A 24,590-nucleotide genomic window follows, 5' to 3' on the forward strand; every position below is an offset into this window, starting at 1 on the left:
CCGGACTCCTCGGGGTTGGATTGGGAATTCGAATATCGGGCGAGCTGGCCTGCAACGTGTTCGCGAAACGTTCCGTACATCAGAGTTCCGTCCAATCCAGGATCACTTTGCCGCCGTGCGCGCTGGCCGCGGCCGCGAAGCCGTCTTCCCAACGGCTCGCCGGAAACAGGTCGGAGACGATGGACGCGATCGCGTTGCGCAACGTCTCGCTGGTCTGCAGCATCGCGCCCATCGCGTTCCAGGTCTCGAACATCGCGCGACCGTAGATGCCCTTGAGCGTGAGCATGTGGGTGACGACGATGCTCCAGTCGACGGCGATCTGCGACGACGGCAGGCCGAGCATCGCGATGCGGCCGCCGTGGTTCATGTTCTCGATCATCTGGGGCAGCGCGCTCGGCGCACCGCTCATCTCGAATCCCACGTCGAAGCCTTCGCGCATCCCGAGCGCGGTCTGCGCATCCCGGATCGACGCGGTGCGCACGTCGACGGTGAAGCCGGCGCCCATCCCTTCGGCGAGCGCCAGCCGGTCGGGGTTGATGTCGGTGCCGACGATGAAGCGCGCGCCGACATGGCGGGCGACCGCGATCGCCATGAGACCGATCGGTCCACAGCCAGTGACCAGCACATCCTCACCGACCACCGGGAACGCGAGGGCCGTGTGCACGGCGTTGCCGAGCGGGTCGAAGAGCGCGCCGACCTCGGGCTCGATCGCGGAGTGGTGCACCCACACGTTGGTCGCGGGCAGGGTGAGGTATTCGGCGAAAGCGCCGTTGCGCTGCACGCCCAGGCCCTGGGTGCGGATGCACATCTGGCGACGCCCCGCGCGACAGTTGCGGCAGGTGCCGCAGACGATGTGGCCCTCGCCCGACACCAGGTCGCCGACGGCGGCGTCATGCACGAGCGGACCGACCTCGACGACGTCGCCGAAGAATTCGTGGCCCGGGATGAGCGGAGCCGCGACAGCGGAGGCCGCCCAGTCGTCCCAGCGGAGGATGTGCAGGTCGGTCCCGCAGATTCCGGTGCGGAGCACGCGGATCTTGACGTCCTCCGGCCCGTCTCGCGTTCGGGAACGTCGATCAGTTCGAGGCCTGCTGCAGCCTCGGCTTTGTAAAGGGCCTTCATGGGGTGGACCCAACTATTGTCGCGCCTGACCGTTCGAGCTGACCGGCGTCGAAGTACTCTACGAGTTCCGCGGAGAGCCGTGGAATGGTCATGGCATCCGAATCACCGCGAAGAGACCGGGTCGCCACTACTGCGGCGGCGATAGCCTCCCGCGCCGCAACGGGCGACGTGACTGTGACGCCACCGCCCTCTCGGACGAACCGGATGAACTCCCCAACGAGCAGCGCATCGGCCCCGCCGTGCTCACCCTCTACCTCCGGGACAATGAACGACTCGTCAGCGGGGGCGGCACCTGGGTGCCGCCGGTTCCAGAGCCGCACCTCAGCGCCCGACTCGTCGCCGAGATTCTCAATCCGACCCTCAGTGCCGATCACCGTGTAGTTGCGCCAGTAGTCCGGGGTGAAATGACATTGCTGATAGGAGGCGAGCACGCCGTTGTCGAGAACCATGTTGACCTGCGAGATGTCCTCGACGTCGATCACCGGATTGAGTCCCTCCGCCGCAGTCGGGGGCCAGTTGCCGAGACTGAACCAGTCGCGCATCCGCTCGCCCGACCGATCACGGCGATCGTCAATATCTCCATAAACGCTCAGCGAGCCCATCGCCTGGACGCGGCTCGAGTATCCGTCGGCGAGCCAGTGGATCACGTCGATGTCGTGCGCCCCCTTCTGCAGGAGCAGGCCGACCGATTTGGACCGATCCGCGTGCCAGTCCTTGAAGTAGTAGTCGCCGCCGTTGCCGACGAAATGCCGGCACCATACAGCCTTGACCTCGCCGATCCGGCCCTCCTGGATGAGACGACGCATCAGAGCGATCACGGGCATGTGCCTCATGTTGTGGCCAACATAGAGACGCGATCCGGTACGGTGGGCCACCTCGAGGATGCGGTCGCAGTCCTCGATCGAGATGGCCAGCGGCTTCTCGCAGAACACCGCTACGCCCGCCTCCAATGCACGAATCGCAACCGATGCGTGCTGGTCATCGGGTGTTAGAACCATCACAGCATCTACACCGGACCGCAGCAGTTCGCCGAGATCAGCGGTGATGAGCGCGTCGGGGAATGCTGCGGCGGCCTCGCGTCGCGAGCGTTCGCTGACGTCGCACACCGCCGTGACCCGCGAATCGAATTCGGGGCGATGCACCTCGATTGCGAGATGCCCGCGGAGCCCGAACCCAACGACCCCGATGGAGAGGTTCTCCAGCTTCATACTCTCGTGCCGCGCGAGTCCGGACGATGGATCAGCGGTTGCGACGGATACCTCTGCGTCTTCTTCCACGGTGGAGATGGTGGCGCGCTTGGTCATGATCTGCTAATCCCTTGTGCCGAGAAGGCCGTTCCATAGATGGACTGTTGTGAGACGGGCGCAACGCGTCTGCCCGCACGGAATGGGTGGTCAGCGGTCCAGGCCGAGGACGATGAACTCCCATGGCCGCAGCGGTTCGCTGAGCCGTACGACACCGCCGATCCAACTCCCGACCGTGCGGCTGCCGTCGCGACGGACGTGCACGACAGGCGTCTGCTCAGCACTCACGTCCAGGCGGAGTGAGAACTCGCCCGGCGCGTCGTCGCCTCCGGCGTTCCATACCGCGATGGCCTTGCGCTCGGCGTCGGCGAGAGCGTACGGGACAAGCCGTGGCACTCCGGACGCTCGCACGCCCCGATGGCCAAGCCAGTCGACGACAGCCGTCAACTGGGCGGCGAGTTGGCGGCTGAGAACCAGGTTCGGCCGGTCCGCCGGCCACGGGACCGTGGCAACGCGGCCGCCGCAGTTGTTCTCGAAAAGGACAGCGCCGTGTCCGGCCGGCCGACCCGCCGCGTCCACCACCGGCTGATGATGCGCGCACCCTCTGCGGGCACGCCTTGCATGATTCGCCAGGGCGCGCCTCCGGGGACGTCGGGCCACGTGGCCGGGTCGACCGAGAACGAGGCACCTGGGCGAAGCGTGAAGGTTGAATCGTGGCAGACCTCGCGGGTCGCGACGACGGCGGCCGGGCGTTCAACAAACGCTGCACCTTCCACTCCGATGAGGTGGCCGAAACCGCGCCTGGCCAGCACGACGGCCGCTCCGGCATCCAGCAACAGACCTCCGGCAAACATCCCCTCGAGCTCCTCATCGCTGAAACCCCAGACGGACTCCCCCGACAGCGCGTTCACCGCGCTCGTCGTCGCAGTCGTGGCATGACCTGTGCCGAGCAACGCATACGCCCAGCCGCGGTTTTGCACGACCAGAGACTGCCAGCGGGGCGTCGAGCGGTCAAGCGCGACGTCGCGGGCGGCCGACTTCGACCACGGCAGCCCGACCCCTGTGCTCCGCATGGTCTTGGGAAAGCTCTCGGAGAGCCAATCCATGGTGCTGCGCCACTGCGCGAGGAAGCCGGAGAGCCCCGGCTCATCGGCAGGATGGTTTGCCAGGAAGTCCGTGACGCTCAGCGCGAGGCCGTCACTGCCGGCCACCTGCGCCAACGCCATTTGGGCGGCGGTCTGCGCGTATGACTTGTTCCAGGCGCCGTATGGCCAGCACTCGATCTCGGGGTACGACTCGAGCGCGGCGGGCTGGACGCCGCGTTGCTGATCGAGGAGCACAACTGAGCTCGCGAACTCGCGCCCTGTCACCTCGGAGTAGCCCCAGAAGTGCGGGCGATGTGCGGCGGGGATCTCCAGCCATGCAGGCCAATCGCGCCCCTCGGCGGCGTGCTGCTCGGTCCGGCTGGACATGAGGCCGAGCCGGCTCCCCTGGGCGTCGACTGCCGCACGACACATGGCGAGAAGCTCGCGGCCGGTGTCGTCCCACATTCGCATCCACTCGGAGCGCCATGGGCTCGGGGCGCCGGGCGCGGTGCACGCGGCTACCAGCTCCTCGCGGGAGGTCTCGACGCCCGTTCGTGCCGCGAACTCCTCCAGGTGGAGTGGGCAGAAGCAGCCGCCCCAGTCCAGGGGCATGTGGTTGTGGAGGCGGATATCGTCCTCGATCCAGACGGTTCCGTATCCGTCGCGTGCGCACCGTGACAGAACGTCAACGAAGTAGTCGCGCCATGTCGGGTCGAGCGGGCACACTTGCGCGGTCGCTGCACGGCCCCACTGATCGACCATCGGCTGCCACTGTTGTTCGGCTCGGAATGTCCGGTCCCAGTCGCCATGGCCCAGCGTGTTCGCTGGGTTCAGGCTCACCGCGATTCCCGCCTCCTGCAATGCGTCACGCCACCCGCGGGCTGCCGTCAGCCAGCGTTCGAGCTCGTCGATGGTGACGTGGCCGTCCCAGAACTCCATGTTGCAGAGGAAGAGGCACACCTCTTCGGCACGGGAGTCCGTGGCGAACCGCGCGAGCCGTTCGCCCACGACGCGGGGATCCTCGGCGACGTCAGGCTGGATACGGAGGATGTAACGCGTCGGCATGCTATTTCACGCTCCCCGCGGCGAGCCCGGCACGCCAAAATCGTTGCAGACAGAGGAAGGCGATAACCAACGGGATGATCGAGAGCAGGGCGCCCGTGATCGTCACGTTGTACGGGACACCGTTGTTGAACTGGGAGCGCCAAGCGGCCAGACCCACGGTGATCGGCTGCAAGGAGCTGTCTGAAAGCATGATCGCTGGCAGGAGGTAGTTGTTCCAGATTCCGACGAACTGGAACAGAAAGATCGTGACGAGGGCCGGGGTCATCACCGGTACCGCGATGCGCCAGAACACGCCCGCCTCCCTCGCTCCGTCCAAGCGGGCAGCCTCAATCATCTCGTCCGGTACCGACGCGGACGCGTAAACCCGCGACAGGTACACCCCGAACGGGCTGACGATGCTTGGTAGGAACACCGCCCAGAACGTGTTCACGATCCCGATGGACGTGAACATGAGGTACAGCGGCAGGGCGAACATCGGAGCCGGCACCAAGACGGCCGCGAGAATGATGTTGAACGCCGCGTTCTTGCCGCGGAATCGGTACTTTGCCAGCGCATAACCGGCCATCACCGACAGCGCTGTGCCCGCAGCCGCTCCGAGAACGCTGTAGAGGGCGCTATTGAGCATCCAGAGCCCGAAGAGGCCACCCTGCATCGCGAACACCTGCTGAACGTTGTTCCACAGGTCGAAATGCGAGAACCAGAAGCCGTTGGTGGAGAACAGGTAGCCCTTGTTCTTCGTCGCCGTCACCAGCAACCACCAGACCGGCGCGAGCGAATAGATCGCCGTGACCAGCAGGATCAGGCCGACGACGACCTTGCTCATCAGCGGTGCGCTGGCCGGTGTGTACCCACTTGATGGCCGTTTTTCTCGAGTCGTCGCGGGCCGCGGTCGAATAATCGTGTCGGTCATCTCATCCCTCGTTCGAGTGGCGCTGCGTGAGTTTGAGGAAGCCGAAGGAGACGACGCAGGTGCCAAGGGCGAGCACGAGCGACATGGCAGCGGCCAGGTTGTAGTTGTTCAGGTCGGCCGCATGCTGCACCACCATGATCGGCGAAAACGTCGAGGTGACAGAAGGTGCGATGTGGCTGCCTGGGCCGAGAATCTGCGGCTCGTTGTAGAGCTGGACGGTGCCGATGATCGAGAAGACACCGGTCAGGATCAGCGCCGGCCGCACGAGGGGCACCTTGATTCGCCAGGCGATCCGCCATCCGGAGCAGCCGTCGATCGTGGCCGCCTCGATGAGCTCGGCCGGGATCGCCTTGAGTGCCGAGTGGATGATGAGCATGTTGTAGCCCGTCCAGCCCCACGTGATCATGTTCGCGATCGAGAAGAGAACGACATTCGGTGAGACGAAGTCAAGGTGGATGCCGAGCGGAGCGAGCACGTCCTCGAATGGGCTCACGCCCGGCGCGTACAGGAAGGACCACATGATGGCGGCAATGACGCCCGGCATCGCGAAGGGCAGGAAGTAGATCAGGCGATAGGCCGCACCGAAGCGCGCCGACTTCGAGTCAAGTAACAGCGCCAGACCCAGAGCCAGCAACAGCATGAGCGGCACTTGGAGGATGCCGATCAGGGCAACCCGGCCGATCGACTGGATGAAATCGGCGTTCTGGAAGGTCGCGACGTAGTTCGCGAAGCCGACGAACATCGTTACCGGCGCATCGAAACCCAGACCGGAGCGACGCTGCTCGAAGAAGCTCTGGTAGACGGCGTAAAGGATGGGCGCCACCATGACGAAGGCGAAGAGGATGCCGAACGGCAAGAGGAAGCGCGCCGCGTATTTGGCATCGCGGGATGCACCGCGACGCCGTCTCCGAACCGGCTGATCGTCACCTTCTCGACGCGTGATGGGCGCTGCTGTAGTGGTGGATGTAGTGGTGGTGGTCACTTCATGGCCTGACGTTTCCGCGATGAGGCGGGCGTCCGGTTGCCCAGTGGCGACCGGACGCCCGCACCGGTTACTGGGTGACCGACAGGCCCTGTGACTTCATCTCAGTCACCGTCGATTTCTGCACAGACGTAACGACCTCCGGGAGGGCGCCCGTGCCGGTGGTCGCCTTTCCGATGCCATCGGTGAAGTCGGACTCGACCTGTGTCATCGTGGGTCCCCACCGCCAGTCGGTATCGGTGTTCGCCGCCGCGTCACGGAACACCGAGTAGATGTCCTGTCCGCCGTAGTACGCCGACGGCTTGTTCAACTCGGGCATCTCGAGCGCACTCTTGGAAGCCGGGTAGATTCCCGTCTTGGCGATGAGGTTGGCAACGCTCGACTTGTTGGTGCTGAACCAGGTGGCGAACTCGGTCGCTTCTTTCAGGTTCTTGCAGCCCTTGAGCACGGCCGTGGTCGATCCGCCGTTGTTTCCGGCCGCGGACTTTCCCGACGTCCACTGCGGCATCGGCGCAACGGCCCACTTGCCTGCCTGATCGGGCAGGGCCGTCTGCAGGAGTGGCGCAGCCCATACTGCGGCGATCAAGATGGGAATGCGATCGAGTGCCGCGTCCTTGTTCCACGCCTCGGCCAGCGGGGGCTCGCTCTTCACGAGACCGGCACCGAGCAGGCCCTGCCAGTACGCGGCGACCTTCTGCGTCTGGGGGTTGTCGATCGACACCTTCCAGGAATCCCCATCGATCCCGAACCAGGATCCGCCGGCCTGCCACGAGTAGGCGGCGACGTCATAGGCGTCCTGCGGCGAGGTGGTCAGATAGTTGTCCGCACCGGTCGCCTTGAACGCCGTCGCGGCATCCTTGAACTCCTGCCATGTTGTGGGAACGGCGATGCCGTCCTTCTGGAGGATGTCCGTGCGGTAGAACATCGCCATCGGTCCGGTGTCCACCGGAATCGCAACGACCTTTCCTCCGACAGAGACCTGATTCCAGGTCCACTTCACGAACTTGTCGGCGCTGGCGTTCGCGTACGAGGAGATATCGGCAAGCGCTCCGGACGCCACGAACGTCGGCAAGGTCTCGTCGCCGACCTGGGCGAGGCACGGCGCCGTTCCGGCCTTGACCGCGGCCTGAATCTTGGTATAGCCGCCGCCGCCTCCGGACGGGATCGTACTGAACTTCACCTGGACGTCGGGATGGCTTGCGTTCCACAGTTTCACGGAGTCCGCATATCCCGGGGCCCAGCCCCAGAAGTCGAGGGTGACGTGACCACCGGAAGCGGACTTCGACATCCTCCTCGGAGTCCGCGGCGACACTCCCGCGAAGGCAGCCTTCTGATGAGCGGCATCGTCGGAATGGTCGCACCGGTCGTGCGCGGCATCTGCCCGGTGCTCGAGACCCCCTTCGCCGCCGACGAGTCCGTCGACTACGACAGCTTCGATCGAGTGGTCGAGCACGTCGTCGGGACCGGCGTGCGCAGCGTCATGTTCCCGGGATTCGCATCGGAGTTCTACAAGCTCTCCGACGCCGAGCGGACCCGGTTGACCGAGCGGCTCCTGGCGCGGGTGGCGTCGATCGAAGGCTTCACTGCGGTCGTCTCCGTGCCCGACCATGCCACCCATCTCGCCGTGAAGAGAGCGGTGGCCGCTGTGGAGGCGGGCGCAGGCGCGATCAACATCCTGCCTCCTCATCAGCAGGGTCCGAGTGGCGCTGCGGTTCGCGTGCATATCCGCGCAATCGCGCGCGCTGTCTGGCCGGTCCCGGTGATCGTGCAATACGCGCCGGCCCAGACTGGGACCGCTCTGGACGCGGCCACGATCGCTGCCATCGCCGCCGAGGAGAGCAACCTTCAGCAGGTGAAGGTGGAGTCGACGCCACCCGGCGCGTTCATCAGCGCGCTGCTTGACCAGACACCGTCTTTGAGTGCTGTGGTCGGGTACGGCGGAGTGCAATTGATCGACGCTCTTCGACGCGGCGCCGTGGGCGCTCAGCCCGGCTGCTCGTTCATCGAGTTGTATATGAGCATCTGGGACGCGTGGCAGCGCGACGACCACCAGAACGCGATCAGCTTGCATACCCGTCTGCTGCCCTACATCTCATACTGGATGCAAAGCGTTGAGCTCATCATCGCCGCCGAGAAGCGGATCTCGTGGCGGCGCGGGCTGATCGCCTCCGACCGTTGCCGCTCACCGCTTCGTATGCTCGACACCGAGGAGGATGCGATGATCGAACGGTTCCTCCTCGAGTTCAGCGAGCAGCTCCCGCTCCCCGCACCCGAGAAGGAGTCCCCGTGACCATCGATCCACACGACCCCGGCTTCGCCGATGCCGGAATCGTAGACCCTGTGCCGCTGCGCGGGCTGCATGGTCATCTCCTGGAACTCCTCGGCACGAGGATCGCCGACGGCTCGCTCAAACCCGGCGAGCAGATCGTCCCCGAACTGATCGCTCAATCCGTGTCCGTCTCACGGACCGTCGTCCGCGAAGTGCTGAAGGTCCTCGAGTCCAAAGGTCTGGTCACGGCTCGCCAGCGCAAGGGCACCCGGGTGTCTCCCGAACAGGAGTGGAACGTCCTCGACCCTGACGTCATCCGGTGGCGATCAATCGGGCCGAGCTCGGCTCGGCAACTCTCCGAACTCCTCGCCCTCCGCGGAGCCGTCGAGCCGCTCGCCGCGCGGACTGCGAGCACGGCCGCTTCAGAGGACGATCTGCGCGCACTGGACGAATGCGCGGCAAAGATGGACGCCGCGGTCACCGACCAGGACTGGTCGGCCTTCACCAATGCCGACGTCACCTTCCATCGCGCCCTCCTGCACGCAAGCGGGAGTCTGGCGATCGATCGGATCGCCGATCCGATCGAGGCCGCCATCCGGGTACGGCATCAGCTCCGCCTCATCCCGAAGGTCCTCTCCCACGAGATGACGCAGCGCCACCGCGACATCGTCGACGCCATCCGGAACCACGACAGCAGCGCCGCCGAGGCGGCATCGCGACAGCTCGTCGATGTCGCCGGCGACGAGACGATGATCACGCTGTCCAAGGTCAGCAGCGAATCCGCCGCCGGATGAGCCTCGACTTCGGCACCATCTGAGACGACGGGGCCGGCACGTCCCGTCGACGACCTCGGGGTCCGTGATCTCGCCGTCTTCTCACCGCATCGAGCCGGTGCGGACTCCACCGTGGTCATCGGGGAGGGTCGGCTGGGCCACGCGATCGCCTTCTCGAGGCCGTGTCGGCGACGACGTCATCGGGAGGCGGATCCGTACCGAACTCGAGTCGACCGGCGTACGCATGTCGCTCGTACCCATCCTGGCCCGGCGCACGACGGGCGTCGTCGCGAGGATCCAGGCGCCCGGTCCGACGTCACGACCAGCCCGCATGGATTCGACGCGTGCGACCCTTGAGCGCTGTCGGAGGATCCAGGCCACTGTCGACATCGAAGACGGTGATGGGGCCACGCGTTCTTCCGCATCGAGGCTGCGGCCGTGTGGCTCGACTCCTCACGCAGTCTGCTCGGTCCAGGGCGCTCGCGCTCCGTCGGCTGACGAGTTCGGACAGCGAACCCAGGCAGGGAAGGCTGGATACGCAGATCGCGCATCCAGCCTTCCTATCTCAACGCCAGAGTCCCGACGCTAACCTCCGCAGTGGAACTGCGCGTTCGCCCAGTCGCCGTGGTCGTTGCCGTTCCCGTCGCCGCCGTCGTTCGTCTGCAGCTGGACGGTGTGTGCACCGGTCAACGGGACGGTGATGGTCTGCGGCGTCGAGCCCGGGGTGAAGACACCGCTCGAGAACACGGTGACGCCGTCCGCGACCACGGCGAAGCCCACCGACCCGCGTGACGGCTCCTCCTGGTCCAGGCCAATGGTGGCCGTCAGCGCCGTGCACTTGCCGCCGAGGTCATAGCTGATGACCGCCGGCGTTCCCGCGAACGGCGCGGCACCCAGGCCCTTGGCATAGGTGACGCCGCCCAGCGTGAGGGCGCCGCCGTCGCCGGCGAGGTCCTCGCCGAGGCTGTGGTCGCGCTCGACCGGGCCCCAGCCGTTGGTCGCCGAGGTCCACTGCAGATCACTGGCGTAGACGTCCGCCGTCGGCGGCTGCGCGGTGAGCGGCTTCGCGGTCAGCGCGAACAGGTGGAGGTTCGGCGCGTTGGGCAGGGTGACCGTCTGGACCGTCTTGCCCTGATCGAGCGGGACGGTGTTGTAGAAGACCCCGTAGTGGACGCCCGCGTGGTAGTGACCGGACGGGCCGTTGTTGCCGACGCTGTCGATCGCCAGCTGGGCGCCGAACCGGGTGGTGCTGTCACCGGTCCAGTTGGGGAAGCCGACGACCGCGCTGGACGTCGAGCCATCGGTGTAGCTGACGGTGATCGTCCCTTGTCCTCCCGTGGCCGCCGATCCCAGGACCGCCAGTGCTCCGCTGCCGTCGACACTGATCGTCTGCCCTTGCGCCGTCACGTTGTCCGGCGTTCCGGCCGGCACGTCTGGCCAGGTGAACGAGACGCCGTCGTGGGTGACCGTCGAGCCGGGCGTGACGCCCGCGGCCGCCAGGGACTGCGCTGAGAAGCTGTTCCCTCCGCTGCCGTCGTAGGCGCCGGCCGCGGTGTCCGCGTCGTCGGTGATGCCGATGTTGTCGAAGGCGTCCGCGAGTGATGCGTACGCGATCTTGATGTTGGCCGAGGTGGTGACCCCGACCGCGTGGCCGTTCCAGCGGTAGGCGGCGCGAGCTGTCAGCAGGTCCTGGCCCGGCACCGCTTTCGTCGGCGTGCCGATGCGGTAGGTCGCCTGAAGTGTCGCTCCGGCCGGAACGCTGTCGGCGTGGCTGCTGGAGGTCGAGTCGAGCGTCCATCCGTCGGGCGCGGAGAGGGAGACGTCGACACCGGTCTCCGGTTCGGCGCTGGTGTTGGTGAAGGTGGCCGTCACCGTGCTGGTCGTCCCGCCGGGGAGCTGCGTCGGAGTGAGCGTCAGGGTGGACAGAGCCGAGCCGGCGTCGGATCCGGCGGCCGGCCCGAGATCGTCCACGATCAGGTTGTCGATGGTGGACGCCCCCTGGGCGTCGGAGTTCTGCTCCAGCGCCAGGTAGGCCGCCTGGGATCCCGCCACGAACGTCGTGTCGATCGACGCGTGCGGCGCCGAGGTCTGCGGGGGGAGGCTGTCCGTCCACCCGGCGGGCTTCGGGCCGTCCGGCGGTGCGGACGTCAGACCGCGCTCGGTCGTCTGGGCGAGCGGGATGTCGACGATCGGGTGGTCCGCGCCGTCGGCGCCGACCTGGAAGTCGTACAGCCCGGAGGCGTCCGACTGGTAGTCCAGCCGCACCCGGTACGCGTGCCCCGGTTCGAAGTCGATCGTCCCCGGCCAGGTCCGGTACTGGAGCCCAGCGCCGTTGTTGATCGTCTCCAGCGAATACTTCCCGCTGATCGTGTCGCGCGTGTACCCCGGGTTCGTCTTCGACAGGATCAGGCTGGGCTCGCTCGGCTTCCCGATGATGAAGGGACCGAAGCTCCCGCCGTCGGGCTGTTCGAAGTCCTCCGTGTAGAAGTGCCCGTCGGCTTGGTGGTTCGCCCCGTCATTCTGCTGGACGCGGACGTCGGTGAACTGCACGATGTCCGTGCCGGAGCCGGCGCCCCCGATCAGACTGAGCGTGGCGTTCGCGTCTCCGCGACCGGAGGGAACGGTGAACAGCACCTTGAGCTGCTGGAACGGCTGACCCGCGAGCCGGTTGTCGAGGTCGTCCTGGGCGGGCGGCGGCGAGTCGATAGACGTGCTGACGGTCTTCCCGCCATAGCCGCTGACCTGGACCGTGGCCGTCCGCTTTCCTTGCACCGTGACGTACGCCGACGCCGCATACGTGTGCCCCGGTTTCAGGCCCGTCAGCTTCTGGCTCACCTCCCCGTCCGCCCGGCCGCCGACCTGGAGGTTCTGGAAGCCGTTCGAATCCGTGACGATCTGGACGCCGCTGGTGTCGCTCGTCGACGACGCCGGCTTCCAGTCCTGGAAGGATCCGCTGAAGAACTCGCCGTCCTTGACGATCGTGCCCGCGCCGAAATCGACGGACTGCGCGGTGGCGCCGGTGATCACCGGCGAACCGGTGTTGCTGCCGTCGCCCGTCCGGTCGCTCGTACGGGGCGTGGCGATCGCGTGCTGCGGGTAGACGACATAGGGCGTGTTCGCCGCGAGCTGGATGCTGACCTTGCCGTCGCGTACCGGCACCACGACCGGCTTGGCCTTGCCCGTGTCGGTGAGTTGGTACAGCGTCACCTGGTGCTGCTTCGACCAGCTCTTCGGCAGGGTCCAGGTGCGGGCCTGCCCTGTGCCGCTCCACGCGTAGATCTTCTGCTCGCCCTGGGCCGACCACGGCAGGAAGATGTCGTTGCCGTCCCGCTCGAGCACGCCGTCCTTCCAGATCTGCGGCGTCGTCCCGTTCATCGTGGTCTTGACGCCGCCGCTGAAGTCGATCTCGTTCGGAGTCCACTTAAGGATCTGGAAGTTCTGCAGGTACTTGGTGGGGAGGTTGTTGGTGAAGACCTGGGCAATCTCCTTGGTGACGGAGTTGGCGCTGTGCCACCCCATAAAGCTCGCGTTGTTCTGCTCACCGCCGAGCATCGGCTGGCTGTTCTGGATCCACGCGTCCGCATTCGAGTTGTCGATGAAGCGCAGGATCTGGCTGTTGATGCCGACGTCGTCGTACTCAGCGGAGTCGTGGTACCAGGTGGCGTTCGGCCAGAGGTAGGTGGGGAATTCGGTGTAGATCGGGATGCCGTACGCGTTGACGGCGTTCGCCTCTTCCCAGCCGTTCCAGTCCTCGCCGAAGAACGCGTCGGTGTAGATGAAGCCCAGCCCGGGCACCTGCTGCATCAGCGCCTTGATCCGCGCCGCGTAGTCCCCGCTCGCCTGGTCGTCCGTCATGTTCATCGCGTACTGGGTGTCCCCGTAGATGTACGCCGGTGTTGGTGCGCTCGGATTCGTCGTCTTGTCCCACCGGAAGGCGTCCGCGCGCGGCGACTCGGCGCCGTCGTTGATGTGCACGCCGACGATCGCGTTGTAGTCCTTGGCGTGGCTGACGATGTACTTGATGTCGGCAAGTCCGCCGGCCGCCTCGTTGTAGTCGCCGGCGTAGTCCGGGTGCGCAGAATCGTGTCCCTGATCCTGGTAGCCCTTCAGCTCGATCGACTGCCCGAGGCCATCGGTGAGGAGATTGACCTTCTTGATGTCGTCCAGCGTCTTGATGAATGGGTTCTGAGCCTGGCTCTCGAAGTTCAGCGCGATCTGCGAGACGACGTTATTCTTCGTCGCAGCGGCGCCGGTCGGCAGCGGCTGGATCTCGCGGTAGGCGATCCCGGCGTCCTGCCAGTTCAACGTGTGGTCACCGTTGCGGTCGCCGGTCACGACGATCTTCGCGTCGGGCAGCGCCACCACTTTGCCGTCCGGTCCGCGATAGGTCCACGTGTTGCTCGACGCGGAGGTCTGCTTCACCGACCCGGCCTGCTTGGTCTGCACCAGCAGGTTGCCGTACGTCTGGATCGCGTTCGACACCACCCCGGCCGCCACCGTGCCCGTGTTGAAGAGGGCGATGCTCGCCTGATGCGGCGTCGCCTCGACGCTCCGGTCGGCGACGGCGGAGATGGTATCGAGGTTCGGGCCCGGCGCGTAGTTGGTCCGGTAGACGGCCGCGTCCGAGACCGTCGCGCCAGGCTGATCGCTGCGCAGGGAGATCAGCTGCTGGTCCGGCAGGCCGATCGTCGTGACCTTGGTCGATCCCGCCTCGTTCACCTTGGTCACTGCGAAGTCGACGACGTCGTCGCGCACCGAGATGCGCGCCGCCGCGGAGACGGCGATGGAGTCGACTGCGAGGACGTAGTCCACGTGATCCCTCGCCTTCGTGGAGCGAACCGACGGGGTGTACGCCGTGCCGTTGATCTGGATCTGCGGTGCCGGCCCGTCGTGCCCGGAAAGGGTTCCGCCCGTCGGCAGCCAGGTATATCCGAGAACGTCGGGAAAGTCCGTCGCAACTCGGACCGAGAGCCGAGACGACCCGATGGTCGCTTCCGTCGCGCGGCCCGGGGCCGCCAGCGCGGGCGTTTGCACACCCAGCACCAACAAGGCAGAGATACCGAGTCCGAGGAGTGAAGCGGGAGGAGCGAGGCGGAGCCGTTTCATCATCATTGACCTCAGCTTTTTAATCGTATTGTCAGATTATATGAATCCTGGCGACAGATCTGAAGACTGTCAATGGTCCGCCGACAACTCGGTGAGGTCGATCACGTACCGTTCGCCCGCCCGCCCGGTTGCCCCCTCGCCCAGTGCGTGAGGCCGACCAGAGACGACCACCGTGTCGATTCGGATGATTCCGCCGCCGATACGGAGTTCGCCACGGAGATCCGATTGGCTCCACGTTCCCCACGCCGACCCGGTCGACCAGAAAGTGGTCCCGTCACCGTCGGCCATCTCGATGGTGAACGTATTCGTCCGGCCGTCGAAGTCGAAGCTGTTCCAGGCGACGAACGCGGACCAGCTCGCCATCGCGCGAGCGTAGTGATGACCGCACTCGGCTTCATCGAAGGGATTGCGGCGGGCCCCGTCGTAGCGGGCGCGGATGGCGCGGATCACGGTCATCGCCTGGTCGCGATCTCCGTCCTGGATCATTCCGACGGCAGCGGTGTACTCGAACCCGGTCATGACTTCGTTGAAGTACGGGAAGGGTCGAGCCGGGCGCTTCCCCTCGTCATAGGTGCACATCAGGAGCCCCGCCTCGTCGGCGAGGGCGAAGCTGCGCATGTGATTGAAATGGCCCGCGAGCGATGGGCGGAAGTTCCTCTGAAAGATGGTCTTCAGCGTCGTCCGCACATGCTCCGCATCAACGACATCGCCAAGACGGGTGAGCCGGGCCGCATACTGTCCCACCAGCTGATCCACCAGCACCCCGTCGGCGACCTGCAGATCGGGATCGTCAAGCGATACAGACCCCATTGAGGGATGGCGGAGACCTGGCGCGATGTATCCCTCTCGTCCGACAGGGCGAACGTCGTGTCGGTAGTACTCACCCGTGAAGAGCTCGCGGTCGATCCACGCGGAACCCGAGGCGAACAGACCTCGGCAATCCTCCGCGAATTGCGTGTCGCCGACCGCGTGCGCCATCTCCGCAGCGGCGCGCAGAGCCGCCAGGTACCACAGGCCCATCTGTGGATTGGGTCCGTAATACTCCACATCCATCGTGTTGTGCTGGCAACCTTCCATGACGCCGTCGCGGTCGGCATCCCACCCGCCTGCGATCCACGCGAACTCGAGCGTCTTGCGGGCCGCCGGCCACAGTCGACGAAGTCGCGCATCATCCCCGCTCAACCGCCAGTCGTGGAACAGATGAATCAGCGACGCCATCTGCCCGTCGGCGGCCGCGAGAGCCCAATTCTGGCTTTGGGACGTGGGTAGCCCCACCCGGAAGCTCATGAGCCCGTCATCGTTGGTGGCCAGCTCGTACTGTGTCTCCCTCAACGACCAGGCGAACTCCGCGAACCAGAAGGATGTCGCGAACTCGTATCCCCACACATGCGTGCAGGTCCCGAAGCACGAGCCCGTCCGGTCCATCACTCCCTCCCACCCGTAAAGCCGCCCGTCCGCGACTCGGAATACCGTAGGACTCCGCAGGGTGCTGATGTTGAACAACGCGGCCTCACGGATCTCGACCGGGACTGCCGAATCGACGATCGCAGTGACAGCAGCGACCGTGAGTTCCTCGAGACGCGGAAGCGCCGCCGCAGCCTTCAGCGCCGTCTGCCACGGATCTGGGTACGCGTGGCAGTAGCGGTTGCCGACGATCTCGCTGGTGTACTCTGCCTGATCCAAGTGATGGTCTTCAGATCGCCAGGCATACCTGTTCGGGAACGCCCACGTCATGAGAAACGTCAGGCTGCGGGTCTCTCCAGCCGGAATCGACACGGACCCCGCGAGGGAACCGATCGGCCTGGCGCTGGACGATCGCCGCTCGTCCAGCCGCCCGTCATCCGTGAAGTCGTCCCAGAAGTCCAGCAGCGAGTTGCCCCAGGTCGCGTCCGCCCATCCCGAGCGGGTTGTCGCGGTGGTCGTCTCATCCACCATCATTGCCAGCACGAACGTCCCGGCGGCTTCGCTCTTCGGATCGAGCTCTGGCGCTGACATCGCCACCCCAACGAGATTCGTCGTCCTGCGCACATGGTTCACGTTGCCGCCAACGGCCGACTCCGTACCGTTCGATCCGATGAAGTTCTCAACCACGGCTGCGACCGAGACGTCTATGGCTGAGTCGAAGCTATTCGCGATCTCGACCCGGAAGGCCGCGAGGGGCCAGCTGCTGGATTCGAGATCACCCGGGATGAGCGGGTTGAAGCCCTGCAGCCGGACCTCTGGCATGGCGGGGTCGTTCAGTCGCACCTGACCGAATGGGTACGCTGCGTCGAAGCACGCCTCGGCGAACCGGGGTAGTCCATGATTCGGCGCAGGCGACCCTGCCGCCCCTTCGAAGTCGGTCATGCCAAGCGGGCCCTCGAGAACGCGAGACACGGCGGGAACTCCCGGCCGCGCCACCCGCAGTGCGAAGAATGCGGTCCCCGGGCGAAAGCCCTTTGCCGGACGATTGCCGATCTCGAAGTCTCGAAGGTCACCGCGTCCGCCGAGACCGATCGTGCCGGTACCCACTCCCCCGATGGGGAGGCTTATCCGATCGAGATTTCCCATGTCGTAGCTGCGCAGGACAGGCCACGGAAGGGCGCTCGCGCCGACCCGTGCAGGGCCGGTCTCGGTCTGTGTTGCGAACATTCGAACCTCCATCAGAAAAGCGGCGTTGATGAACTCCAATTAATCCTATTATATGGTAATCACTCACACGGACACGACCGACTGCGTCCGGTACGCGATCGACCTCACCTAGTTGTCGGCGGACCATTGACAGACTTCAGATCTGTCGCCAGGATTCATATAATCTGACAATACGATTAAAAGCTGAGGTCAATGATGATGAAACGGCTCCGCCTCGCTCCTCCCGCCTCACTCCTCGGACTCGGTATCTCCGGGGCGGGCAGACGCCCGCGCAGGCTGCCCCGACCGGCGTGAGCGAAACGCGATTGGCGGTTGTGCACGTGCGCCGAGACGGCAGCCGTTCGGCCGCGAGCTGGACTGATGGTGTCGTGCAACTAAGTGAGCCCCTGCGGCCTTGGGAGTTCATAGTCATCGACGCTCGGACGAACTGACCGTTTCCGGCGTCCTCAGGGCGAGCCGTCGCAGAACGCGGTCGTTCTCAGCTCGCGAGGATCAAAAACGAGGGCAGAAACGTGCATGAGAGCACGCGGGAGCCGCCCGAGGAGCGGCTCGGGCTCTCCGATTTCACGTCGGCAGCAGAATTCTCGGCACGCCGACGGCAAAAGCGACAACCACCTCATTGGAAACGTGCAAAACAAAGGAGTTGACATGAGTTCCGAAGGGCAGTCGAACCCACCGACGGGAGAGATCAACCGTCGCAGCGTCTTGCAGGGAGCGATTGGAATGGGAGCCTTCGTCGCCATGGCCGGTGTTCCAGCGTTCACCTCTGAACCGGCATTCGCCGAGGCTGGCCGCGGTGTGGGCGCCGCAACGGGCCCGGTCCCCGATGCTGACGCAATCCGGATGTGGTATTCGAAACCTGGAACACCGACGAAAATCCTCGAACAGGGGCTTCCCATCGGTAACGGTCGACTTGGTGCCCTGATAACGGGTGACCCCTCCGCCGATCAGCTGTTCGTTTCCGACCTGAGCATGTGGAGCGGGGGCCGAAACGACACTCTCGGCAGTGATGGCCAATTCCCGTATGACCAGAGCAACTTCGGAAACGCACAGATGTTGGCCAATGCCACCCTGGAAATTCCTGGGCACGCGCTTTCGGCCGTTGACGAATACCAACGCCACCTCGACCTGAGCAACGGCCTCGTGCGAGCCGTATATGTGAAAGGCGGTGTGAGGTACTCCCGCACCATGTTCGCAAGTCACCCGCACGACGCCATTGTCATCCATCTCGACCAGTCGGGCGGCGGATCGTACACGGGCCGCTTCGTGTTGAGCGGGACGCACGGCGAGATGACACGAGCATCCGGGCGCGAGGCTTCCTTCTCCGGGACGCTCGCGAACGGCCTGAAGTACGCGGCAGTGGCAAGCGCGAAGTCCGTGGGTGGAAAAGTGAGCGTCGACGGGGACGGCGTTACGTTCACCGACTGCACCAGCATCGTGATCCTGCTCACTGGCGGAACCAACTACACACCGAATCTCGCCACGGACTTCATGAATCCCCACGCGGACCCGCTGGAGATCGCGCGTTCCCGCGTCGCCACGGCGCTCAACCAACCCACCGCGCTTGTGCTCGACAAACACCTCCGCGACTACCGGGCACTGTTCGAGTCGCAGTCGATCAGCCTGGGCGCATCGAGCGCCTCCCAACGAGCACTCGACACGGAGGCTCGGCTTCAGGCCCGTGCAGCAGTGGATTCGCCAGCAGATCCCGAACTCGAAGCAATGTACCTGCAATTCGGGCGATATCTCACGATTGCGGGATCGCGTACGAGTCTGCCCATCAACTTGCAGGGGCCCTGGCTCAAGGACAACGACCCGCCATGGATGGCCGACTACCACAGCGACATCAACGTGGAGATGAATTACTGGCTCACCGACCGGGCACGGCTAACCGAGTGCTACGACGCGTTCACGAACTATTGCGTCGCTCAATTCCCCTCATGGACCACGATCACGCAAGCCCAGTTCCAGGATGCACGCAACGGCTTCCGGAACAGCTCCGGCAAGGTGGCGGGCTGGACCATCGCGATCACTACCGGCATATACGGCAGCAATGGCTGGTGGTGGCATCCTGCCGGTAGCGCCTGGATATCAAACACCCTCTTCGAACACTACGAATTCACACTCGATAGGCGCCACCTCGAGCGCATTTACCCGCTCATCAAAGGGGCATGCGAGTTTTGGGAGGCGCGGCTCCTCAGCATCTCCGTGACCGACCCGACAACCGGTGAGACTCACGAGGAACTCATCGACGATGCCGACTGGTCGCCAGAGCAGGGACCGACCAACGCAAAGGGCATAACTTACGCGCAGGAACTCGTTTGGCAACTTTTCGCCAATCTACAGACGGCGGCACGCGTATTGGGTCGCGACCGGAACTACACGGCAACGATCAAGGCACTGCAGGACAAACTTCACCTGCCCGCCGTGAGCAAGGAGACCGGGTGGCTCCAGGAGTGGATGACCGACGACAACCTTGGCGAGACGACTCATCGGCACCTGTCGCCCCTGATCGGTCTATTTCCCGGCGACCGGATCAACACCGATACGACGCCGAAGGACATCGTCACGGGAGCGACCAACCTGTTGCGGGCGCGCGGCATGACCAGCTACGGATGGTCCATGGCCTGGCGAGGGCTTTGCTGGGCTCGACTGAAGAACTCGACTCGGGCGTATCGCTCCGTTCTCAACCAGCTCATCCCGGCGGACGGCACAAACAACGGAACGGCGATCAACTTCTTCGATATGTACTCCGCAGATGGGTACGTCTTCCAGATCGACGCAAACCTCGGCATACCGTCAACGATGTACGAAATGCTCGTCTACTCGCGTCCCGGGGTGATCGAGCTGCTGCCCGCCAGTCCTGCGGCTTGGGACACCGGCTCGATCACCAGCGTTGGCGCCCGTGGTGGATTCACGGTCGACCTGACGTGGAGGGGGCGCCAGGTCTCGCGGGCGGTGATCCGAAGCGTCGGCGGTCGCGAGACGACCGTGCGGTACGGCGCGTGGGCGCAGACCATCAAGCTCACACCCGGACAGCAGGTCACGCTCACCCCGCCGCCACGCGAGTACGTTGACGAACCCGAACCGATCACAGCCGCCGTCATCAACCGTGCCAGCGGCACGGTGATGTCTGTGCCCGGAGCGGACAAGACCCCCGGCACAGCCCTCATCATGTGGACCGACGGCGGATCGGACAACCAACGCTGGACGGTCACCGACGCGGGTTCTGGACAGGTCTGCCTCACAAACGTCAGATCGCAGCTGCTTGCCGACATTTACGGTGGTGGAACGAACGTCGGCGACGTTGTCGACCAGTGGACGGCCACCGGTGGCGACAGTCAGATGTGGCGCTTCGTGGATGCCGGCGATGGCTGGTCCAAGGTGGTGAATACCCGCAGCGGACTGTTGCTCTCTATCGAGAACCAGTCACTCTCAGACGGAGCCAGACTCGTGCAGCTCGCCGACACGGGAGACGCCACGCAACTCTGGAAGCTCGTTTGATCGCTTCGTGCGGTCGACCCGAGCCCATCCTGCGAAGGCGATTCCCGCACGCTCCGGCATCTGGGTAGGTCCGGACATTGCTGCTGACGCGGCCTAGACGTTTGACGACGAGGAGTTGTTGTTGTGGTGAGAGAAGTACCTGTCAGTGAGTTGCCGAGTGTGCACCCGGTCGGCTGGATGCCGGCTGATCTACGATCCTCGATCGCGCGGTAGGTGCCGTGCATGGCTTCTGCGCCTTTGCGGACAACTGGTGCCAGGGGTGAGTCCGTGGTTGTCATGACAGTCCAGCCTTCGTCGACGAGCCAGATCGCAAGTTCAAGAGCTTGTACGCGCTCGGTGGGGGTGAGTGCGTCGACCGGTTCGGCGCGTCGCGCCTATCGCTCACCGAACCTTGTACATTCCGCGCGGCGTCGATTCGATGAGCTGTGCGTGCTCCTCCGGCACGGGACGGAGTACCCCGACCGCTGATCTGGCATGCGGCCTGGCTAGTACACCTACCCCAGCACAGTCCGATCGGCAGCCTCCTCGAGTCTGCGATCGATGCCGGCGAAGCCGAACTGCGGCCCATCCTTGTCACAGCGCGAATGCCAGACATCCCATCTCTGGCCCGTCTACGCAGGGATACATCATACGACGGTTGAGGGTCGGACTCCGTTCTCGTGATGGCGCCCGACCCTCGTCTATCGCTGGTTATGGGGCGCCGTACTCAATCCGGTGCGTATAGTCATCGACGCGTCTAGAGCTTTGCTAGCCGGGCGAGCGTCTTTCGATAAACCCGAATGAACTCATCAACTTGATCAAATTCTGCCCCATAGAATGCGGTCGAATCATATCCATTGTCCTCCGACAGCTCGAGAGCCTGCCTGAGCTCCTTCAGCGTGCCTTTGCCAATTTGGCGACCGTCACCCCCGTAGGCGAGCGAGTATTTGCGCTCACGAAAGACAGTGCGACTGCCAAGGAAGCGCTTTTCCTGATAGGGGACTTGGCGGGAAATCTGCATGCGCCCACCGCGGTTTGAAGAAAGTTGTACGTCGCACTCGAGCGCAATTAAACGCCGTCTGAGAGCGGACCATGTAATGACCCGCTCTCCCTTTTCGATTGGTCGAGATCGCTGTCGCAGCCACTCTGACATTTCAATGACCTCGACGTCATTTCGGTCGCCTGTGATATTCAACGGGGCAACCTTGTGTTGAGCAACCCGCACGGTCCAACGGAACAGGTCATTTTCGTTGCATGTCAACGTGTAGCCGTTCAAATCGAGAGCAGACAGAAGGGAAACTAGGGCAGTTCGCTTATTCCCATTGAAGAACGGATGATTGTGGATCAATGAGTGCATAAGGGCTGCGCCGGACATCTCCACGGTCGGATACTTCTGTATGTCGCCCAGTCCGATTGTTGGTCGTATTGCTGCACTTTCAAGTAGATCGGGAAATCGAACGCCTGCAGGCGCAATCGGATCAGGAGTATCAGCAAAGTCATCCGCGATGGCGAAGTGAATCTGTCTGACCTGATCGGCGGTCAAATAGCGGAGTGATCTCCGATGACCAATCTCTCGCCAAACGAGAGGCTTTAAGTTCGCGACGTTGGGTGGCGTATCGACTCTCTGGAGTAGAGTTGTGGCCGGGCGAAACGGGCTTGCGATTGCACGCTCGAGCTTTCGTAAAGATCCTTTCGGGATACGGCGGGCGTTTGGACCGATCGTGATGCCCTGTGATTCCAGCTTGAGGTTAAGCTCAACTCTGGTGAGCCCGGAGAGACGTTCCCAGTATTCAACCCTCAACTTTTCTTTTGGAGAGGCGAGCGTGAGCGCAGCCTCAGCCCGAGGGAGATCTCTTGCTCGGATCTCGGAATTGGGACCTGATGGATATGTGATTCCGGCATCCCAGAGCGACAACAGAACATCGTCGAACTGGAGCCCGCTTCGTTGTGCGAGGACCGAAACTGTTAGGGGTCGTCTGCTCAAGCTTCCTTCTTCTTCGATTCTTCCAAGTCAATTGAGAATACAGACTGCGCACGACATCAATGATCAGAGGAGCCGACTAGTGGACCACGAGCGACGTGCGATTGCCTTTGCGTCTCTGGCTGGCGCCACGATCGAGTGTTCCTCGAAACGGCAGCCACAGTTGCTCACGGGGAGTACCCGATCCAATTGGTTTATCCGTCGATGTGTGGGTCAGGATTGTTTGATCCATAGCAGCCGGGTCCGTCTTGCGAGGGCCGCGCCGGAACGAGTCCCGCTGTTGCCAAAAGGTGATCGGCGTTCATGAATAATGACCCGCGAGCTCACCAGTGCTTGCTCGATATTCGGGTGCCGCGGGCTCGGTCGTAAATTCGACTACTTCAACGGCTTGCTCTTGGAGCGCCTCAAGAACTTCGGCAGGTGTGACTCGGAAGAACTCGCGGCGGAGATTTATCTTGTTGACACGTTGCTCCGCGAAGCGCTTGTGAAGATAGCTTTCGATTCCTACTGCGTCGGCGGCGAAAAATAGTGCGTGAACGTCGAAGCGGAAGGGGACGGATGCGTCGCCCAGTTCGTTGACGCGGTCCATTGGTTCCAGCCGACGTGTCATTCCGATTTTGACCATGTTTTGGCCGAAGGCGCCAATGTTGGAGATGACGTAGACGTGGCCAGCTCGAATGTTCGCTGTGCGGTAATCGACGTCGTTGATAGCACGGTTAACGTCTGAGAGCCGGGCGCGGATCCGGTCTGCACCGTCGGTGTCACCGTTGGCTTCGAGCGCAGCAAGCGTCGCGACATAGTGGGCGCGCTCCTTCTCGAGCCGCTCCTTCTCCCGGCGGAGTTCGGCTTCGGCTCTCTGTTGTTCGCGAAGCTCAGCGCGACGTTCGCGTTCCAGTTCTCGTTCGCGTTGGACAGACATGAGGTGTGCGTTCGCGAGTTCGAGTTCCCTGAGACGTAGGCGGTGATACTGCTCAGTGATTCGCAACTGAATCATCTTGCCGCCGTTCGCGATCTGCTCGGCGGCTTTGGTGAGCCTGGTCTGAGCCGAGTAGAGATTTCCCGCCTTTGTGGCTTTGACCGCGTTCTCGGCCTCGGCGTTGTAGGCGCGAAGCAGAACCTTGGTCATGTCGTTGATGAACTTTTTGCCCTGTGCAGCGGAGTTGTTGAATGTGAACCCGCTTGTGGTGGTGACTGCTCCTTTGTTCCGAACCAGACTCTTTATCTGTCCTCGGACGGACTCGAGCTCGGCAGCTAACGTCGCCGACGATTGCGCCGGATGCTCATAGTCGAAGAGCCCGACTTCTTGGAGAGCGATGACATCGGCAACGTCGACGCGTTCGCGGTTGACCAAATCGAGCTGTTGCTGGGACCACGTGAGTTGCGCCTGAACTTCGGCTAGGCGCTTTTCCGCCGCCACTAGTCTTGTGTTTGCTTCGGACTGATGCTGAGCGGCCGCGACTTCGGCCTGGGAGCGTTCGAGTGTTAGTTGTGCTTCCGTCTCGGCGCGGTACGCGTCGAGATCCGCGAATGAGCGCAGTCCGTGCTTCTCGACGAGGTCCTGCAGCTCCGCAACCTTTGTGGTGAGTTGCCGTGCCATATTGCGGGCGTCACCCTTGCTCATCTTCCCTATTGGCCTGGCCGCTCGAGGATTCGAGGCACCACCATCCAGGCACCTTCGCTCGGTCCACGCGGACCCGTCCCACCAGCGTTGAGCCCCGGCATGTTCGGCATCGGTATACCAACCTGCCGGAAACGACGCGGTCTTAGAGCGATAGTGATCGGTCCACTTTGTGCCATCCCAATACCGCTCTGAAGCATCATCCTCGGGGTTGTTGTACCAGCCAGCACTGGCGGTCATCATCGCTCCTCTGATCGCCCGTCGAGGCTAGCCACTTACTATGCATCGGCCCAGCCCCCAATCTGGGGCTCGAAGCCCGAG

13 protein-coding genes and 1 pseudogene are annotated in these 24,590 nt (G+C 64.0%); 3 read left to right on the plus strand and 11 right to left on the minus strand.

The window, feature by feature from the left end; genetic code table 11:
• Nucleotides 1-79 precede the first annotated feature (79 nt).
• From tdh to HII28_RS19365, 7 genes and pseudogenes are all read right to left on the minus strand, one after another.
• Nucleotides 80-1,122 (minus strand): annotated as a pseudogene (gene tdh / locus HII28_RS19335) (L-threonine 3-dehydrogenase).
• Nucleotides 1,119-2,330, minus strand: coding sequence for a Gfo/Idh/MocA family oxidoreductase (locus HII28_RS19340; protein ID WP_205865112.1), 1,212 nt, complete (start codon nt 2,328-2,330; stop codon nt 1,119-1,121). Before HII28_RS19340 ends, tdh begins: the two are co-directional and overlap by 4 nt.
• Before the next feature lie 186 nt (nt 2,331-2,516).
• A complete protein-coding gene (locus tag HII28_RS19345) occupies nt 2,517-2,762 on the minus strand; it encodes a hypothetical protein (RefSeq protein ID WP_170027484.1) in 246 nt (81 codons plus the stop codon).
• Between the two features lie 47 nt (nt 2,763-2,809).
• Nucleotides 2,810-4,516, minus strand: coding sequence for a hypothetical protein (locus HII28_RS19350; RefSeq protein WP_170027485.1), 1,707 nt, complete (start codon nt 4,514-4,516; stop codon nt 2,810-2,812).
• Between the two features lies 1 nt (nt 4,517).
• Nucleotides 4,518-5,426 (minus strand): carbohydrate ABC transporter permease, encoded by a 909-nt coding sequence (locus tag HII28_RS19355; RefSeq protein WP_170027486.1) that lies wholly within the window; start codon nt 5,424-5,426, stop codon nt 4,518-4,520.
• A 1-nt stretch (nt 5,427) separates the two neighbouring features.
• Complete coding sequence (locus tag HII28_RS19360; protein ID WP_346769419.1) at nt 5,428-6,408, minus strand: sugar ABC transporter permease; 981 nt, start codon at nt 6,406-6,408, stop codon at nt 5,428-5,430.
• Between the two features lie 70 nt (nt 6,409-6,478).
• Nucleotides 6,479-7,696: a sugar ABC transporter substrate-binding protein gene (locus tag HII28_RS19365; protein ID WP_170027487.1), complete on the minus strand. Its 1,218-nt coding sequence runs from the start codon at nt 7,694-7,696 to the stop codon at nt 6,479-6,481.
• 45 nt (nt 7,697-7,741) lie between these two features.
• Between HII28_RS19365 and HII28_RS19370 the strand changes: the two genes are divergently transcribed.
• Together HII28_RS19370 and HII28_RS19375 are read left to right on the plus strand one after the other, a co-directional pair.
• Nucleotides 7,742-8,698, plus strand: a complete 957-nt coding sequence (locus HII28_RS19370; protein ID WP_170027488.1) for a dihydrodipicolinate synthase family protein — start codon at nt 7,742-7,744, stop codon at nt 8,696-8,698.
• Nucleotides 8,695-9,471, plus strand: coding sequence for an FCD domain-containing protein (locus HII28_RS19375; protein ID WP_170027489.1), 777 nt, complete (start codon nt 8,695-8,697; stop codon nt 9,469-9,471). Before HII28_RS19370 ends, HII28_RS19375 begins: the two co-directional genes overlap by 4 nt.
• A 564-nt stretch (nt 9,472-10,035) precedes the next feature.
• Here the strand turns inward: HII28_RS19375 and HII28_RS19380 are convergent.
• Together HII28_RS19380 and HII28_RS19385 are read right to left on the minus strand one after the other, a co-directional pair.
• On the minus strand, nt 10,036-14,484 hold the full coding sequence (locus HII28_RS19380; protein ID WP_170027490.1) for an endo-alpha-N-acetylgalactosaminidase family protein: 4,449 nt from the start codon (nt 14,482-14,484) through the stop codon (nt 10,036-10,038).
• A gap of 141 nt (nt 14,485-14,625) precedes the next feature.
• Nucleotides 14,626-17,187, minus strand: a complete 2,562-nt coding sequence (locus HII28_RS19385; protein ID WP_170027491.1) for a GH116 family glycosyl-hydrolase — start codon at nt 17,185-17,187, stop codon at nt 14,626-14,628.
• 648 nt (nt 17,188-17,835) lie between these two features.
• On the opposite strand from HII28_RS19385, the gene HII28_RS19390 reads away from it, so the two are divergent.
• A complete protein-coding gene (locus tag HII28_RS19390) occupies nt 17,836-20,691 on the plus strand; it encodes a glycoside hydrolase N-terminal domain-containing protein (RefSeq protein WP_170027492.1) in 2,856 nt (951 codons plus the stop codon).
• Between the two features lie 736 nt (nt 20,692-21,427).
• Here HII28_RS19390 and HII28_RS19395 read toward each other — a convergent pair.
• Both HII28_RS19395 and HII28_RS19400 read right to left on the minus strand, forming a co-directional pair.
• Complete coding sequence (locus HII28_RS19395; protein ID WP_170027493.1) at nt 21,428-22,654, minus strand: type II toxin-antitoxin system death-on-curing family toxin; 1,227 nt, start codon at nt 22,652-22,654, stop codon at nt 21,428-21,430.
• Nucleotides 22,655-22,952: 298 nt separating this feature from the next.
• The gene (locus HII28_RS19400) at nt 22,953-24,512 is read right to left on the minus strand and encodes a DUF4041 domain-containing protein (RefSeq protein WP_170027494.1); all 1,560 of its coding nucleotides are present in this window, start codon (nt 24,510-24,512) and stop codon (nt 22,953-22,955) included.
• Nucleotides 24,513-24,590 lie beyond the last annotated feature (78 nt).

Origin of the sequence: Planctomonas sp. JC2975 (assembly GCF_012985205.1) — a bacterium.
Lineage (GTDB): Bacteria > Actinomycetota > Actinomycetes > Actinomycetales > Microbacteriaceae > Humibacter.